Here is a 15,601-nt window from a genome sequence, read left to right on the forward strand (position 1 = left end):
ATGAACACAAATGAGAAGGCAAATGACAAGTTAGGCTTTTGGTCGATTGTACTTTTAGCAATTAACTCAATTATTGGTTCCGGTATTTTTTTAACTCCCGGAAGTGTTGTTACTCAGGCAGGCAGCAAGTCTTTGATTGTTTACTTAATTGCAGCAATTTTTGCGGCGATTTTGGCCGTTTCATTTTCGGCTGCGGCCAAATATGTGACTAAGTCTGGTGCTTCGTATGCGTACACAAAGGCTGCTTTTGGTGAAAATGTCGGCTTTTATGTCGGTATTTTGCGCTATTTTTCTGCTAGTGTTGCTTGGGGAGTAATGGCAGTAGGTGTGATTAAGTCAACGATTTCCATCTTCGGTGGCAATCCAGACAGCGTATTAAATGTAACCATTGGCTTTTTGGTTTTAATGTTAATAATTTCAGTGATTAACTTATTTGGTCAAAAATTTGTCAAGTTGGTAATGAACCTCGCGACAGCAGGAAAGTTGTTTGCGTTAGTGCTAATTATTGTCGCTGGTGTGGTACTTTTGATTACGACGGGGGCGTCACACAACTTAACAATGGTTGACCAAATCACGCAAAATGGCCACAGAATTGTTCCGACACTGACAACCACAGGTTTCGTGATGGCTGTTGTTTCTGCTTTTTACGCTTTTACCGGTTTTGAATCGGTGGCTTCTGGGTCTGATGATATGCAGGAGCCAGAAAAGAACCTGCCTAAGGCTATTCCGCTGGCAATTTTTATTATTGCTGCAATTTATATTGGGGTAGTGGCTGTTGCTTTGATGCTAAATCCGAAAGCATTGATGACGACTAAACAGGTAGTAGCAATCAGTGCAATTTTTAATAATGAAATCTTGCGCGATGTGATCTTGGTGGGAGCATTAGTATCAATGCTAGGCATCAATGTGGCCTCAAGCTTTAATGCACCCCGGATTTTAGAAGCGATGGCGCGTGAAAATCAGTTGCCTTCTTCACTCACGAAAAGAACCAAAAGAAACTTTCCTGTTAGAACCTTCTTTATTTCTGAGGCTTTAGCAATCTTAGTTCCACTTGCTTTTCAATATAATATGGTAAATTTGATTACACTGAGTGCAATGGTGCGGTTTCTAGGCTTTATGATTGTGCCCCTAGCGGTCATTTGTTTTTACTTTGGTAAGAACAAGGAACCAATTTTGCCAGCGCCAAAGAACATTTGGACAGACATCATCGTACCGCTTTTATCGATTGCTTTAGTCATTTTTCTATTAGTGAAGTACAATTGGCAAGCACAGTTTGGCATTATTGAAAATGGCAAAGTCGTTGGTGTCAATTGGTATGCGATATTCATGATGGTGTTTGGCTTTATCATTTTGCCATTATTGATGTTTTGGTTTTCACGGTGGCAAAAAAATAAGCAGTAATTATTTGGGTAAAAAACAAACCGTCAATTAAAGTTAAATCCTTAACTCACGGTTTTTATGTTCATAATTATAGTAAATGTGTAACTAAAAACGACATTCTAACAAGAATGTCGTTTTTTGCTTTATTTATGCTGTTTTTTAATTTGGAAGTAGTGCACAATACTGTAGCAGAACAAAATTGCCATTCCAATTCCAGCCATTGTCATGTCTGAACGTGGAGTACCTGAACCCAAAGTGGCACCAAGCCAGTTAATGATAGTTGGTGAAACGGCACAGCCAATGTTTACTAATACTAGGGTAATTGTTGTAGCAAAGTTAACGGAATTTTTCGGGGCTGCTTCATCCAGCCAGTTAAAAATATAAGGAACTGATAGGCCAAAGCCAGCACCTAAGACGATAACGGCTACAAATAACATTGGCAAGTTGACAGCATATGCAATTGCAAGCAAGCCGGCAACTTGTAAAAACAAACCGATCGGTAGAATCAAATCATGCAGTTTCTTTTTCAAAAAGCCGTAGCACATGCCTACAGGAATTCCAATAAGTGTAACTACACTTGAAACGAAAGCGATTTGGCTAACATTTGCAATTTTCTGGCTTGTTGCCAATTGCGGTAGTTTGAAAGACATTGGCATAAAGAAAACATACATAAAGAACATAACGATGGCGATTTCAATCACGCTGGCATTAATTTTGTTTTCTTCCCGGTTAGCTGATTGGTCAGTACTATCAGTTGGTTGTTGATCAGGTAATTTAACCACAAAACCAAACAACAGTAGAATAGGCAAAGCCGCTAGGTAAATAGCGAAGGTTGCGTGCCAGCCATTAACTGCTAATATGCCAACACAAAATGAAAAAATAGCTGCTCCTACACTACCCATTGAATTTTGGAAACCCAGCATTGTTGATAGTTCATCGCCCGCATAGAATTTGGATAATAAGCTAACTGCAAGGGAATTAAATAGACCAATTCCTGCACCCAGTAAGAAACGTGATACCAAAATTAGGGTATAGCCAGTGGCATACATCGGATAAGTTCCGGCTAGAAGTGCAATAATAAGACCCGTAATTACGGTTGTTTTGGTACCCAATAATTTGATTAAAAATGGGCTTAATACTAAGCCAACAACTATTCCAATATTTGGAATAGTACTTAAAGTTTCAACGGCTGCACGTGAGACATCTGGGAATGATGAGTACATTAATGGCAGTACCGATGAAATTTGAGGCGCTATCATCAATAATAAAGAAATTGATAATAAGGCAACTTTGAACAATCCAGATTTTGGATTAACTTTTTTCATACTAGCTCCTTATTTCTTCAGCTATAAATCGTTTTCGTTAATATTATACTTGCTTTTTCTATTTGAAATAACGCTTTCAGTCGCCTGAATCTGGCGCTGAGGAACCTTTGCGAATTTGCATACTGGTCTGCCCATAATTAGCGACCATCGCCCGATTCAATGATCTGACGCCACTAAAGCCGTTATTCATGGCAACGGCTGTTAGCGTGTGAGAAGTACCGCATAATTCTTGATAGGCACGTTGAGCACGATAATTTCTAATATATTTACCCAAAGTAATGCCCATGTTTTGCCGAAAAATTCGTTGTAAATATTGTCGTGCTAAATGGCAACTATCTGCAATATCCTGCAATGAAAATGGTTCTTGATAATGATCCTGAATGAAATCTAATGCTCGCCTTAAGTGCCCAGTAATTAATAGATTGCTTGATAGCTGACTATTATTGTCGCGAGTCCGTAAAAAATACTTAAGTAAAATTTCTAACACCTGATAGCTCAGAATTATTAGTTCCAAGTTTTGGAATTAGCTGTCATTAGCTAACTCTGTCTCGGTAATGCGGCTAAGTAGAGCTTGTAAGTGGTGATATTGAGCGATTTGTTCCACTGATAATTCGGCTAGTGGTTTAAGGTCAATCATATATTGATCCATTTCAGGAAATACTTGTAAAACCAGTGAATAAGGAAAAAGCATGGTAAGCATCAAGTCCGAGCAAGAGGATGTACTGCTTCGGACGCTGTGAACAACTTGGGAATTTATCACTAAGATCTCGCCTGGATGTGTATGATGATCGACACCGTTAATAATAAAGTGAGCAATTTGACCACGCATGGTAAAACTGAGTTCAATACTTTGGTGCCAATGCGGCGCCACGTCTGACTCATTATTTTGCTGGTGAATTTCAATGTATAGCGGTAGTTTATCTAGCTGGACCAGTTCGTGTTTATCAGGCACTAGAAACTCCTCCTTTAGTCAAAAAAATGATTGAACTACCATGTTAGTTCAACCATTATTTTACAACGAGATGAAATTCTAATTTAAATACTTGCGGAAAAAGTTTAATTCATCCAAGTTACATTTTTTAGCTAGCTCGTCTCTTTGGTTCACATGGAAAACATGCTCGCGGCGGTGCTCAGCATCACCGTAAAAGTGAATTTCATGGAAGATGCCCTTAGCATGTAAGTAACCCGAAAGCATATAGGCATTGTCGCGTAAAAAGTCATCCGTACAAGTCATTAGGTAAATTGGCGGCAAGTCTTTTGTTAAAAATTGTTCAACGTTTAGCTGCTCATGTTCAGTTAAGCGAATTTCTGGCCGGAAATATGCTTCTGGTGCTCCTGCGATTGAATTGATTTCCGTTAAGAAATAAGCACCACAATTAAGTGCAGCTGCTTTAATTGTTAGTTGTGGTAACGCATAACCAAAGTATTTGCGGTAATTGTCATTGGTATAAATTGCTAAAATTTGTTCTCCCATTTGACCGCCAGCACTATCGCCGACGATGAAGACGTTATCAAGGTCAAACTGGTATTTTTGGGCATTAGCAGTGTTTGCTACCCAATGAAAAACGCGATTAACATCATCAAGTTCACCTGGATAAACAACATCGGGAGCTAACCGATAATTCGCATTTACAACGGCAAAACCCTCTTTAGCCAGTGCCATACAGTAAAATTGATATGTTTCTTTGGTGCCATAAACCCAGCCGCCCCCGTGAATATTGACGATGACAGGTAATTTAGCCTCGGTGCGCTTACTTGGTAAATAAACATCTAATATCTGATATTTGGGATCCTTGCCATAAGGAATATTATCGAAACGCTCCACTTCGGGAATGTGGGTTGGCAAGCCTGCGTCACGCTTGTCATCACCCTCCTTAAATTCTTTACGCATATCATTGACTAATTTTTGATAATCTGGTTCTGCCATATCTAGCACTCCTTTTATATGTAATCGCTTTACTAAAAACATTGTACTTCATCAAAAAGAAAAAGAAAGTCCAGAAAAGCACCTCAAACTGGCAGATAAGGCCTTTTTAAAATTAATGTTAGTAAAAAAAGCCTACCAAATCTGGCAGACTTTTGTTCAATGCTTTAAAAAGCTTTTATCCTTTTTTAGCTAACCATTCTTTTACTAAGGCGCGATATTTAGTTAGTGTAATCGCGCTCTTGGCTCCTTTATTTGTAGCATTGTAGGCATCAACATAGCCATAGTCAGGGGTTTGCGTCATGTGAGCCATTCCCATCACCCGATGATTTTTGTTAACGACATTAGTATAATGTCCGGCGGTTTTGTAACCATTTGTTCCTAGAACAGCGTGCGTGTATTTCTTATTGTTCCAATTGGGTGCAAATTGATAGCGAGCAAGACTCGGCGTTTTCTTAACATCCCACTTCCAGTTTGCTTTTTCACCCAGCCACATAGTAACTGGATTACCACCAGCAGCAAGATTTTCTAGGTTACCAGCATAATGATAGTATTGCGGATGTGCGAGTCCGCCACGCTTTTGGTAGTCACTATCAATCATTGAGATTGCGGTTAAAATAAGCGAAATCTTTAGCCGCTTCTCACCAAGCTTAGCCCTTTTTTGGTTAAGACTAGTCAAGTTGGGAAGGGATGCAGCAATATTAGCCGCACTAGTTGCATCATCAGGACTACCTAATTTGACAGTTGTAGTAAACCAAGAAGGGGCCGCTGTAGCGCCAAGCTTACCTGTTCTAAGCAACTTAGCTGCTTTTTTGGCCTCATTTTTCTGCGCAGATGTCAGTGATTTCTTTTTGGCAATAAAATCCATGAAATTGGCTGCGTTTTTACTCGGCGACATAGCAGAAATGTTGGCAGTTGTGACCGCTGCTTGGACTTTAGGTGCGCCCGCAAGCTTTCCGCAGCTAAGCAAAACATTATTATATAAATACAAAATTGCGAATTTAAGGGCAAGCTTACTTACTATTTATTATTTGAAATAAAGGCTTGATATGCCGCATTTTCTGAGGTCTGCTCAACTTGAAAAAGACTGAAGTCCGGCAAATCCTGGTGAAATAAACTTTCGTCAGCATTGATATTATGTGTGACTGTAGCGTTACCGATGAGCTCAATCCAATAATGATCTTCTTGCTGGTGCACTCTAGTTTGAACGAAGCCGCCTGGATTGGAAACGGTGAGTAAGTGATTAAAAACTTTTTCCTGCTGGTGCGTTAGTGCAAATACTAAACTGGCGGCCGACATTCCCGTGCCACAAGCATTAGTAAAACCAACCCCACGCTCAAAAGTACGGACAAAAAGGTGCCGTGAATCAATCACTTGGGCAAAGCTGACATTCACGCCATCGGGAAAATATGGATTCGGTTGATTGAGCTTGGTGCCCAGTTTTTCTAATAAGGAACTGGCTAAAACTTCCGCAGAAACAATGCTGATTAAATGCGGGTTGGGGACAGCCACAGCAGTAAACTTTAGGCCCGGGGCAAAAGCGGGCACTTCTTGATTAATGAGCTGATTGCAATTCAACTGGTCAAAAGATAGATCCTGCTTGGCAAAGCTGACGGGGCTGATTTCAACACTAATCGCTTTGACGTTCTCTGCCCAGTCGGGTTCAACACTCACCTTGAGATCCGCTTGTTGGGTCTCAACTTTAAACGAATTTTGGTGATATTTTTCGGCTAAATAGCGCCCAACGGTCCTAAGACCATTACCGCACATGGAAGCAATTGACCCATCTGCGTTAATAACCTGCATTTTTCCAAGAACATTTTGGTGGCTTGATGAACTGACTACCAAAAGACCATCTGCTCCACCCAATAGGCCCGTTTTGGAATTGGTCAATTGCTTTGCCAGACGAACTAATTCTGCTTGTGAAAGTGTCTGCTTTAACTGTGTTTGATCGAGTAAGAAAAAAGTGTTCTGCGAACCATGAACTTTTTGCATGTAAACCATTTGTTTGAACTCCCTTGAAAATTATTTGAAAAATTGGTGGTAAATCTGGGTAACGGCGGCAGCCGCATCCTCTTTTTTAGTTCCCAGCATTATTGAAATACGGGAAGCCCCCTGATTAATCATATGAATTGCAACGTGCCTTTGGGCCAGTGGGGTAGTGATGTTTTGCATGGCACCGATTTTGTTACGCATGCCTTCGCCGACAACCATGATGATGGCATAATCATCAATCCATTCTAATTGATCAGGCTGGAGAACTCGCTTAATTTCGGCGCACATTTGTTGGCGCAGTTTTTCAGTAAACTGGCGTTTGTCAAAAATAACGGTTAAATCGTCAATTCCAGATGGCATATGCTCATATGAGATATTAAACTGGTAAAATATTTTTAGTAGTTTTAACGTAAAACCAGTTTCTTTATTAAGTAAATATCGATGTAAGTATAAAGCGGCAAAGTGATTGGAGCTTGCGACACCGGTAATAATATTTTTGGGATGAAAATTCTTTTCGGGAACAATTAGCGTACCCGGAAGCTCAGGGTGGTTAGTATTTTTCACGTTGATATATACTTGACCTTGAATCGCTGGAATTAGTGCCTCATCATGAAAAACCGAAAACCCGGCATAAGATAATTCCCGTAATTCTCGGTAGGTCATGATTTTGATTGGGTGCGGTTTGGTCACAATTCTTGGATCAGCAGCATAAATGGCATTAACATCAGTAAAATTCTCGTACAAGTCGGCCGCAGTTCCGCGGGCCCAAATTGCGCCGGTGATATCTGAACCACCCCGTGAAAAGGTCGCAATGCTGCCAGTTGGGGTAACACCGTAAAATCCCGGAACAACAAGAATTTCAGGTATGTCGCGCCAGCGAGAGAGATTTTGGTAGGTTTCTTCCAGAACTTGAGCATCATTAGCGACATTGCTGACTAAAAAGCCGGCTTCTTGGGGATCGAGAAAGCGCGCCGGAAAATGTTTTTGTTGTAAAAGAAGGGCTAGCAGCTGAGCGTTGAGCTTTTCACCGTGGGCTTTAAATGCAGCCATGAGAAAATCATTGTCTGGATACGAAATTGTGGGTAAGTCGCACAATTCCTGGTGTAAAGGTGCAATTGTGTCCGGATTTAAATCAAAAAATTGTGCAATTTCGCTATATCTAGCCCAAATTTGTTGAACGATTGCGGCACAGTCTTGGTGCTTGATCGTTTTTTTAGCATAATCAATTAATAAGTCAGTCACCTTGGTATCCTGCTCAAATCTTTTTCCAGGTGCTGAAGTAACAATTACTTTTCTGGTTGGATCAGCATTTATAATATTAAGCACTTTTTGAAACTGTTCTCCGTTTGCCAGAGAACTACCACCAAATTTAACAACTTTCATTCTCGATCACCTGCTTGATTAAATTATTTTAAGTTTGATAGTAACGCATTTTAACATTTTAATTTTAATCTGCAACCGAAAAGGCGATTTAGTGCGTGTTTAAATTAGGCAAGTGAATTATTTATGAAAAAATGTTGACATCGGCTATGATTAATAATAAGATTTTTATTAATCGAAGAGGTCGCGACCAACAAGAGTAGCTGGTGGAGTTTCTGCAAAAACTAAGAAACCAGTAAAAGGGGCGGTTGCCGAAGCGTTAATTATTGCGGTAATTAATTGGCTGGGACGTAATTTAAGAGATTACGGACTGTCGCAAGTTAATAATTTGCGGAGCGCTCGTCAAAATTGAACCAGATAATAATTAATTTTAATTTTTTGAAGGACTCTTTTGTATGCTAAGCGCACACAAAAGAGTCCTTTTTTATTCAAGAAAACGGAGGGTTACCAGATGCCAGCAGATGATTATTACGAGACTAATGATCAAGGACACTTAACGATCGGTGGAGTTGATGCACTAGATTTAGCCCGTGAATACGGCACGCCGCTTGTAGTTTACGATGTTACTCAAATTCGGCAACAGTTTCGGGCTTTGCAGCAAGCCTTTACCAAACAGCACATCGATTATGCAATCAGTTACGCTAGTAAAGCTTTTGCCACCATTGCGATGTATCAGGTGGTCAATCAAGAACACGGCCATATTGATGTCGTTTCAGGCGGTGAATTGTTTACCGCCCTTAAAGCTGGCTTTCCAAGTAGCAAAATCAGTTTTCACGGGAATAACAAAACTAGGGCAGAACTTTTAATGGCGGTGCAAAATCAAGTTGGCGTAATTATTCTGGATAACTTTCATGAAATTAAACTTCTTGAGGAAGTTCTTGCTGATACTAAAAGTCATATTCAGGTCATGTTAAGAATTACCCCCGGCGTTACGGCACATACTCATGAATATGATCAGACCGGTCAAGAAGACAGTAAGTTTGGCTTTGACGTCAAATCTGGGCAAGCCGAGCAGGCTTTTTTACAAGTACAGGCTAGTGAACAGATGACTTTAATTGGTCTTCATGCACATATTGGTTCACAGATTTTAGAAACGACCGGCTTTAAGCTTGAAGTTAAAAAACTAATGCAACTTGTCCGTGAATGGGCCAAAAAATATGATTATCAGCCCCAAATCTTAAATCTTGGGGGCGGCTTTGGTATTCGTTATACCGCCCAAGACCAAGTATTGGCTTTAGGAACTTTTGTTGAACAGATTGTGACAACTCTTCGCCAGTTAGCTGAAGAATATCAACTGAAAGTTCCAGCTGTTTGGGTTGAACCTGGTCGCTCAATCGTCGGTAGCGCGGGCTACAGTTTGTATACGATTGGCGCACGTAAAGATGTTCCCGGATTAATGCCCTATGTAGCAGTAGATGGCGGTATGGGTGACAATATTAGGCCGGCTCTTTACCAAGCTGATTATGAAGCACTTCTTGCCCGTGATCCCGCTGCTCAACCTAGCGAAACAGTCCACTTGGCTGGGCGCTATTGTGAATCAGGGGACTTATTAATCAAAAAATTGCCGCTGCCAGCGACCAAAGCAGGTGATGTAATTGCAATGCTAGCAACTGGTGCTTATGGTTACAGCATGGCATCGAACTATAACCGGGTGCCTCGGCCAGCTGTTGTGTTTGCAGAAAATGGTCACGCACAAGAAGTTGTTACACGTGAAACCAATGAAGATTTAGTCAGTCATGATCGTTTTTATCAAGAATAGTGAGGAATTCAAATGAAGAATATGTCAGCGACAGAAATAATTGATTTTATTGCCAATGCACCCAAGAAAACGCCAGTTAAGGTTTATGTAAAAGGTGACCTGGCAAAATTAGACTGGCCAGTAGAAGTAAGACCCTTTGTAAATGATCATGTTGGGGTGGTTTTCGGTGACTGGGCGGATTTAGTGCCGTTTTTAAGAACCAATGCGGCTAAGATCAATGATTATCAAGTAGAAAATTGTAGCCGCAATTCGGCCGTTCCCTTATTGGATTTAAAAAATGTTTCGGCCCGGATCGAACCTGGTGCGTTGATTCGCCAACAAGTAAGTATTGGTGCTAATGCGGTAATTATGATGGGAGCAGTAATCAATATTGGAGCGGAAATCGGTGAAAATGCCATGATCGACATGAATGCTGTCCTTGGTGGGCGCGCAATTATTGGTGCCAATACTCATGTTGGTGCGGGAGCGGTTATTGCTGGCGTGGTTGAACCGGCTTCTGCTAAACCGGTTAGAATCGGCCAAAACGTTTTAGTTGGCGCCAATGCCGTTGTCCTAGAAGGAGTTCAAGTTGGTGATAACGCAGTTATTGCTGCTGGAGCAGTTGTTACTGCTGATGTGCCAGCAAATGCGGTGGTAGCCGGTGTCCCAGCTAAAATTATTAAGCAGCGGGATGAAAAAACCACAAGTAAGACCAAGATTGAACAAGATTTAAGAAAGCTGTAAGCCAATGCTAACAAATGAGCAATTAATCCAAATCCGCCGTGATTTACATCAAATACCGGAATTAGCCCTAGAAGAAAAACAAACGCAAAAGTACTTGTTACAGGTTATCCACCAATTTCGGCAAGACTATTTGGAATGCAAAACTGTGCCTGAACTGCCAACTGCTATTTTAGTCAGAGTCAAGGGAAGCAATCCCACTAAAACCATTGGCTATCGTGCTGACATTGACGGCTTACCGGTAACAGAAAAAACGGGGTTGCCTTTTTCTTCAAAACATGATGGTCAAATGCATGCCTGTGGCCATGACATCCATATGACCGTAGCCTTGGGTGTTCTTAACTATTTTAGTGAGCACCAGCCAAAAGATAATTTGCTGTTCTTTTTTCAACCAGCCGAAGAGAGTAAAAATGGGGGCAAACTTGCTTATGAGCAAGGGGTCTTCACTGGTCAGTGGCGTCCTGATGAATTTTTTGCACTTCATGTTACTCCTGATCTGCCTACTGGAACAATTGGCTGCCGCAATGGCACTTTATTTGCCGGAGCAGCAGAAGTTAACATCGATTTATACGGGCAAGATGGGCATGCAGCTTATCCTCAACGGGCAAATGACATGGTTGTGGCTGCGGCAGCTCTAATTGAGCAAGTGCAAACCGTTATTTCCCGCAGCATCGATCCAATTGCCGGTGGGGTAATCACGATTGGCAAGATCCAGGCGGGGACGATTAGAAACGCAATCGCTGGACATGCACGTTTAGAAGGAACAATTCGCGGATTAACGCAAACGATGATTGAACGCATTGAACAACGTTTACGCGAAGTAACTGCCGGTATTGGTCAAAGTTTTCAAGCAAAAGTTAAATTGGAGATTAATCAGGGTGGCTATTGGCCAGTTGAAAATGATCCGGAGATATCTGCTCAGTTGATTACCTATTTAAAAAACGATTCTGCTGTTAATTATCAAGAAACGGAACCAGCAATGACGGGAGAAGATTTCGGCTATTTACTAGCTAAAATTCCGGGCAGCATGTTTTGGCTAGGCGTGCAGGATGATTCACAGCTTCATTCGGCAACTTTTAGTCCGCAAGAAGAAGCTATTAAAGTCGGAATTGATGCAATTGTCGGTTTCTTTAAGCAGCACATGTAACTCTATTGAAAGGAAGAACAAGATGACGGATTTTACGCAAGCAGACTTAATGACAGCAATCATTACACCATTTAATGAACAAGGTGAGGTTGATTATCCTGGCTTAGAAGAATTAACCGAGCATTTGCTTAAAACGGGCAGCCGGGGATTTGTCATTGGCGGCACAACTGGTGAGACAGCCACAATGACCCATGATGAAAAAATTCAGCTTTACACCAAATTTGCACAGATAGTTAATAGCCGTGTGCCAGTCATCGCTGGCACGGGTAGCAATAACACGGCACAAACCGCGGAATTTACTGCAGAGGTCAGTCAAATTCCTGGAATTGATTTAGCTTTAGTGGTTGCACCTTATTACAACAAGCCTAACCAGCGTGGCATTAAGGCCCATTTTGAGGCTGTAGCCAAAAAAGCGCAAATTCCGCTAATGATTTATAACATTCCAGGCAGAACAGGAATTACGATTGCAAAAGAAACAATTGTGGAATTAGCACAAAATCCGCAAATTGCCGGTGTCAAGCAATGCACGGAACTGGAAGATTTAGAGTATATTATCGAGCACACTGCAGATGACTTTTTGGTTTATACGGGTGAGGATGTGCAGGCTTTAGCTGCCAAGACGCTTGGAGCACATGGCGTAATTTCAGTTGCCTCCCACATTTACGGCCAAGTTATGCGGCAAATGTATGATGAATTAGCTCGGGGCAATATTGCTCTCGCCGGTAAGCTGCAACGACAATTAGTGCCTAAAATGCAGGCTTTATTTATGTATCCGTCACCGTCACCGGTAAAAGCGGTCTTGAATGCACAAGGATTAGCTGCTGGGGGATGCCGGTTGCCAATCGTTACTTTAAATAAGGAAGAAAAACAACAGTTAGCCTGTCATCTAGGCTTAAATGAAACGGCTTTGTTTAACCGCTTGCCTAAAGAATTAGGAGTGAATTAATCATGAAAAAAATTTTACTTGCTGGTGCAACAGGTTCAATGGGAAAAAAGGTTGCCCACTTAATTGCGCAACTACCTGACTGTGAATTAGTTGGCGTTTTGGCACCAGATGCAACGACTAGTGGTGAAGTGAGTGCTTCGGTAGCTCGCTTTACGCAACTAGCAGATATTAATCTTAGTGCGGATGTTTGGATTGACTTTACTACTCCAAGTGCCGTTTACGCTAATACGAAGTTTGCCTTGGAGCATCATATGCGCCCAATCATTGGTACTAGCGGATTAAGTGATGAACAAATAAAACAATTACAAGAAATTGCGCGTAAACAAAAAATGGGTGGAATTATTGTTCCTAACTTTGGACTATCGGCCGTTTTATTAATGAAATTTGCTCAAGAAGCAGCTCAGTATTTTCCGGATGCAGAAGTTATTGAGATGCATCATGCCGATAAACTTGACGCACCATCTGGTACGGCAAGCGCCACTGCTAAATTAATTGCCCAAAGCCGCAAAAAGCAGCCCCAAGCTGATAGCTGCGACGATAATCCAGCGCGTGGTGCCAATTGTGCTGGCGTTCCCGTTCATGCGGTTCGCTTACCGGGCTATGTTGCTCATGAACAAGTTTTATTTGGTGGACCAGGCGAAGCCCTGACCATTAGGCAAGATTCTTTTGACCGCTCCTCGTTCATGCAAGGAGTAAAAGTAGCATTAGCTAAAATCATGGATCTGGATGAATTAATTGTTGGTTTAGATAAAATCTTATAAAGAAAAGGAGTAATTAAAATGCCTCATTTAGCTGCTGATTTAACTGCAATAACTGCCACGCCCTTGGCCGAAATACCACCTTCAGGGATTCGTGCGTTTGCCCAAAAAGTTGATGATATTCCGGGTTTAATTAAATTAACTTTAGGAGAACCAGATTTAAATACACCTGAACACGTTAAACAAGCAGCTGTTCAAAGCATTTTAGATAATGATTCCCATTATTCGGCCCAAAAGGGTACTCCAAAATTGCGTCGAGCAATAAGCGCCTATTTAAAACGCAAACAAAATTTGTCTTATGATCCCGAAACTGAAGTCATTGTTACGGTTGGTGCGACAGAAGCGATTGCTTGCGCGATGCTGGCGTTGTTTCAGCCAGGGGATGAAATTATTGTGCCGACCCCATCTTATGCCTTATATTTTCCGCTAATTCAATTTACTAAAGCAAAATTGGTGCCAATTAATACCGCTAAAACCAATTTTGTTCTGACACCGGAAGCCTTGAAAGACACATTACGGCAGCATCCTCATGCCAAAGCAATTTTGCTCAATTATCCGACCAATCCTACCGGTCGCGAATGTTCTAGCAGCGTTTTGGCTCAGCTGGCCCCGATTATTGCAGAAAATCACTTATATGTAATTTCTGATGAGATTTATGGTGAACTGACTTATGGCATTAAGCATACTTCCATTGCCCGTTATTTGCCCGACCGTACCCTCTTAATTAATGGCCTATCTAAGTCACACGCGATGACAGGCTATCGCATCGGCTATATTGCGGGTCCGGCTAATTTGATCAGTCCAATTGCTAAAATGCATGCCTTTTTAGTGACAGCTCCGTCTAATCCGGCCCAGGCAGCGGCTGCAGAAGCGCTAGAACATGGCGATGATGATCCAGCACAGGCGCGACCAATTTATCAAAAAAGGCGTGACTACCTGGTTAAAGCGCTTAATGATTTGGGCTTAAAGACGATGACCAGCGAGGGGGCATTTTATGTTTTTACCCAAATTCCAGCTGAATACGGGACAGACGATGAAAAATTTGCACTTGACTTAGCGCGGCAAGCTAAAGTCGGCGTTACCCCCGGCAGTGCATTTGGTCCCGGAGGAGAGGGACATGTCCGCTTTTCTTATGCTGCTAGTGATGCAGACTTACATGAAGCCGTAAACAGAATTAAGAATTTTTTAGTAACAAAGGATGATAACAAATGAGAGAATATGTCGTTGCGATACTAGGAGCAACCGGTGCGGTTGGTCAGCGTTTAATTAGTGAGCTTGAACAGGCGAATATTCCGGTTAAACAAGTTAAACTACTGGCTTCAAAGCGCTCCGCCGGAAAAAAATTGCAGTTCAAGGGACGTGAAATCACCGTCGAAGAGGCTACGCCTGAATCATTTACCGGGGTTGATTTGGTTTTATCTTCAGCCGGTGGTGCAGTTTCTCAAAAATTATTGCCAGAAGCGGTTAAGCGCGGTGCGGTTTGCGTCGATAATACAAGTGCATTCAGGATGGACGATGACGTACCACTAATTATTCCTGGAGTAAACGATGAGCAATTAGCCCATCATCATGGCATCATTGCCAATCCCAATTGTTCAACTATTCAAATGGTTGCTGCATTGTATCCTATTTTTCAGCGTTTTGGCTTAAGCCAGATAATTGTTTCAACTTATCAGGCGGTGTCCGGTGCTGGAAAAGCTGCTTGGGATGAAATGCTGCAGCAGGCTCAAGATTTATTGAATGGGCAACAGCCTCAAGCCAAAATTTTACCAACCGGGGCTAATCGCAAGCACTATCCTTTGGCCTTTAATTTGCTACCCCAGATTGATGTCTTTGAAAATGACGGCTACACTCACGAAGAATGGAAAATGATTCATGAAACTAAGAAAATTTTGTTTAATGACCAGGACTCCAGTCAAATTAAAGTTACCGCAACTTGTGTCAGGGTTCCGGTTGAAATTGGTCATGGTGAAACTGTCTACTTTGTTGTGAAAGATCATGCTGCAAGCGTTAAGGCAATTCAGCAAATAATTGCGCAAACAGCGGGCTTAGTTTTACAAGATGACCCGTCAAAGCAGCTTTATCCGCAGCCACTACAAGCAGCGGGCAAGCGTGAAACCTTTGTGGGCCGAATCCGTGCCGATGAAGAAAACGCCGGAGCGTTCCACATGTGGGTAGTGGCCGATAACTTGTTACGTGGTGCTGCCAGCAACACGGTTGAAATTGCTGAGTGTTTGGTGCGCGATAATTTGGTTTAAATTAGTTCG

The 15,601-nt window shown here is 41.8% G+C and carries 15 protein-coding genes and 1 riboswitch; of the genes, 8 read left to right on the forward strand and 7 right to left on the reverse strand.

The window, feature by feature from the left end; translation table 11 throughout:
• The gene (locus tag J3U71_RS07100; RefSeq protein ID WP_267393430.1) at window positions 1-1,401 is read left to right on the forward strand and encodes an APC family permease; all 1,401 of its coding nucleotides are present in this window, start codon (window positions 1-3) and stop codon (window positions 1,399-1,401) included.
• Window positions 1,402-1,523: 122 nt separating this feature from the next.
• On the opposite strand, the gene J3U71_RS07105 is transcribed toward J3U71_RS07100, so the two are convergent.
• The 7 genes from J3U71_RS07105 to J3U71_RS07135 all read right to left on the reverse strand — a co-directional run bounded on the left by J3U71_RS07105 (window position 1,524) and on the right by J3U71_RS07135 (window position 8,007).
• Window positions 1,524-2,705 (reverse strand): MFS transporter, encoded by a 1,182-nt coding sequence (locus J3U71_RS07105; RefSeq protein ID WP_267393432.1) that lies wholly within the window; start codon window positions 2,703-2,705, stop codon window positions 1,524-1,526.
• Window positions 2,706-2,781: 76 nt separating this feature from the next.
• On the reverse strand, window positions 2,782-3,192 hold the full coding sequence (locus tag J3U71_RS07110) for a helix-turn-helix domain-containing protein (RefSeq protein WP_267393434.1): 411 nt from the start codon (window positions 3,190-3,192) through the stop codon (window positions 2,782-2,784).
• Window positions 3,193-3,228: 36 nt separating this feature from the next.
• The gene (locus J3U71_RS07115) at window positions 3,229-3,657 is read right to left on the reverse strand and encodes an AraC family ligand binding domain-containing protein (RefSeq protein ID WP_267393436.1); all 429 of its coding nucleotides are present in this window, start codon (window positions 3,655-3,657) and stop codon (window positions 3,229-3,231) included.
• 78 nt (window positions 3,658-3,735) lie between these two features.
• Window positions 3,736-4,632: an alpha/beta hydrolase gene (locus J3U71_RS07120; RefSeq protein WP_267393438.1), complete on the reverse strand. Its 897-nt coding sequence runs from the start codon at window positions 4,630-4,632 to the stop codon at window positions 3,736-3,738.
• Window positions 4,633-4,807: 175 nt separating this feature from the next.
• The gene (locus J3U71_RS07125) at window positions 4,808-5,599 is read right to left on the reverse strand and encodes a CAP domain-containing protein (RefSeq protein WP_267393440.1); all 792 of its coding nucleotides are present in this window, start codon (window positions 5,597-5,599) and stop codon (window positions 4,808-4,810) included.
• Between the two features lie 50 nt (window positions 5,600-5,649).
• On the reverse strand, window positions 5,650-6,633 hold the full coding sequence (dapF, locus tag J3U71_RS07130; protein WP_267393442.1) for a diaminopimelate epimerase: 984 nt from the start codon (window positions 6,631-6,633) through the stop codon (window positions 5,650-5,652).
• A gap of 21 nt (window positions 6,634-6,654) precedes the next feature.
• Window positions 6,655-8,007, reverse strand: a complete 1,353-nt coding sequence (locus J3U71_RS07135) for an aspartate kinase (protein ID WP_220268737.1) — start codon at window positions 8,005-8,007, stop codon at window positions 6,655-6,657.
• 167 nt (window positions 8,008-8,174) lie between these two features.
• A riboswitch (Lysine riboswitch) is annotated at window positions 8,175-8,352 on the forward strand.
• Window positions 8,353-8,455: 103 nt separating this feature from the next.
• Here J3U71_RS07135 and lysA point away from each other — a divergent pair.
• Genes lysA through J3U71_RS07170 form a run of 7 tightly spaced genes read left to right on the forward strand, consistent with a single transcriptional unit; the run spans window position 8,456 to window position 15,592 of the window.
• Window positions 8,456-9,763 (forward strand): diaminopimelate decarboxylase, encoded by a 1,308-nt coding sequence (lysA, locus tag J3U71_RS07140; protein WP_267393445.1) that lies wholly within the window; start codon window positions 8,456-8,458, stop codon window positions 9,761-9,763.
• A 12-nt stretch (window positions 9,764-9,775) separates the two neighbouring features.
• Entirely contained in the window at window positions 9,776-10,486 is a 711-nt protein-coding gene (gene dapD / locus J3U71_RS07145; RefSeq protein ID WP_103752563.1) for a 2,3,4,5-tetrahydropyridine-2,6-dicarboxylate N-acetyltransferase, read from the forward strand.
• 4 nt (window positions 10,487-10,490) lie between these two features.
• Window positions 10,491-11,630 carry an N-acetyldiaminopimelate deacetylase gene (locus J3U71_RS07150; RefSeq protein WP_267393447.1) on the forward strand — a complete coding sequence of 380 codons (1,140 nt, stop codon included), beginning with the start codon at window positions 10,491-10,493 and terminating at the stop codon, window positions 11,628-11,630.
• 22 nt (window positions 11,631-11,652) lie between these two features.
• Window positions 11,653-12,576, forward strand: a complete 924-nt coding sequence (gene dapA, locus J3U71_RS07155; RefSeq protein ID WP_267393449.1) for a 4-hydroxy-tetrahydrodipicolinate synthase — start codon at window positions 11,653-11,655, stop codon at window positions 12,574-12,576.
• Entirely contained in the window at window positions 12,576-13,337 is a 762-nt protein-coding gene (dapB, locus tag J3U71_RS07160) for a 4-hydroxy-tetrahydrodipicolinate reductase (protein WP_220221222.1), read from the forward strand. Before dapA ends, dapB begins: the two co-directional genes overlap by 1 nt.
• An 18-nt stretch (window positions 13,338-13,355) precedes the next feature.
• A complete protein-coding gene (locus tag J3U71_RS07165) occupies window positions 13,356-14,546 on the forward strand; it encodes an aminotransferase class I/II-fold pyridoxal phosphate-dependent enzyme (RefSeq protein WP_267393451.1) in 1,191 nt (396 codons plus the stop codon).
• On the forward strand, window positions 14,543-15,592 hold the full coding sequence (locus J3U71_RS07170) for an aspartate-semialdehyde dehydrogenase (RefSeq protein WP_267393453.1): 1,050 nt from the start codon (window positions 14,543-14,545) through the stop codon (window positions 15,590-15,592). Before J3U71_RS07165 ends, J3U71_RS07170 begins: the two co-directional genes overlap by 4 nt.
• Window positions 15,593-15,601: the final 9 nt, after the last annotated feature.

The sequence above is a fragment of the Lactobacillus sp. B4015 genome, assembly GCF_026536055.1.
Lineage (GTDB): Bacteria > Bacillota > Bacilli > Lactobacillales > Lactobacillaceae > Lactobacillus > Lactobacillus panisapium.

Excerpts from the sequence above, each read along its gene's own strand:
- dapD (WP_103752563.1), top strand. The coding sequence starts at position 9,776 with ATGAAGAATATGTCAGCGACAGAAATAATTGATTTTATTGCCAATGCA.
- J3U71_RS07150 (WP_267393447.1), top strand. The coding sequence starts at position 10,491 with ATGCTAACAAATGAGCAATTAATCCAAATCCGCCGTGATTTACATCAA.
- dapA (WP_267393449.1), top strand. The coding sequence starts at position 11,653 with ATGACGGATTTTACGCAAGCAGACTTAATGACAGCAATCATTACACCA.
- J3U71_RS07165 (WP_267393451.1), top strand. The coding sequence starts at position 13,356 with ATGCCTCATTTAGCTGCTGATTTAACTGCAATAACTGCCACGCCCTTG.
- lysA (WP_267393445.1), top strand. The coding sequence starts at position 8,456 with ATGCCAGCAGATGATTATTACGAGACTAATGATCAAGGACACTTAACG.
- J3U71_RS07105 (WP_267393432.1), bottom strand. The coding sequence starts at position 2,705 with ATGAAAAAAGTTAATCCAAAATCTGGATTGTTCAAAGTTGCCTTATTA.
- dapF (WP_267393442.1), bottom strand. The coding sequence starts at position 6,633 with ATGGTTTACATGCAAAAAGTTCATGGTTCGCAGAACACTTTTTTCTTA.
- J3U71_RS07100 (WP_267393430.1), top strand. The coding sequence starts at position 1 with ATGAACACAAATGAGAAGGCAAATGACAAGTTAGGCTTTTGGTCGATT.
- J3U71_RS07170 (WP_267393453.1), top strand. The coding sequence starts at position 14,543 with ATGAGAGAATATGTCGTTGCGATACTAGGAGCAACCGGTGCGGTTGGT.
- J3U71_RS07135 (WP_220268737.1), bottom strand. The coding sequence starts at position 8,007 with ATGAAAGTTGTTAAATTTGGTGGTAGTTCTCTGGCAAACGGAGAACAG.
- J3U71_RS07120 (WP_267393438.1), bottom strand. The coding sequence starts at position 4,632 with ATGGCAGAACCAGATTATCAAAAATTAGTCAATGATATGCGTAAAGAA.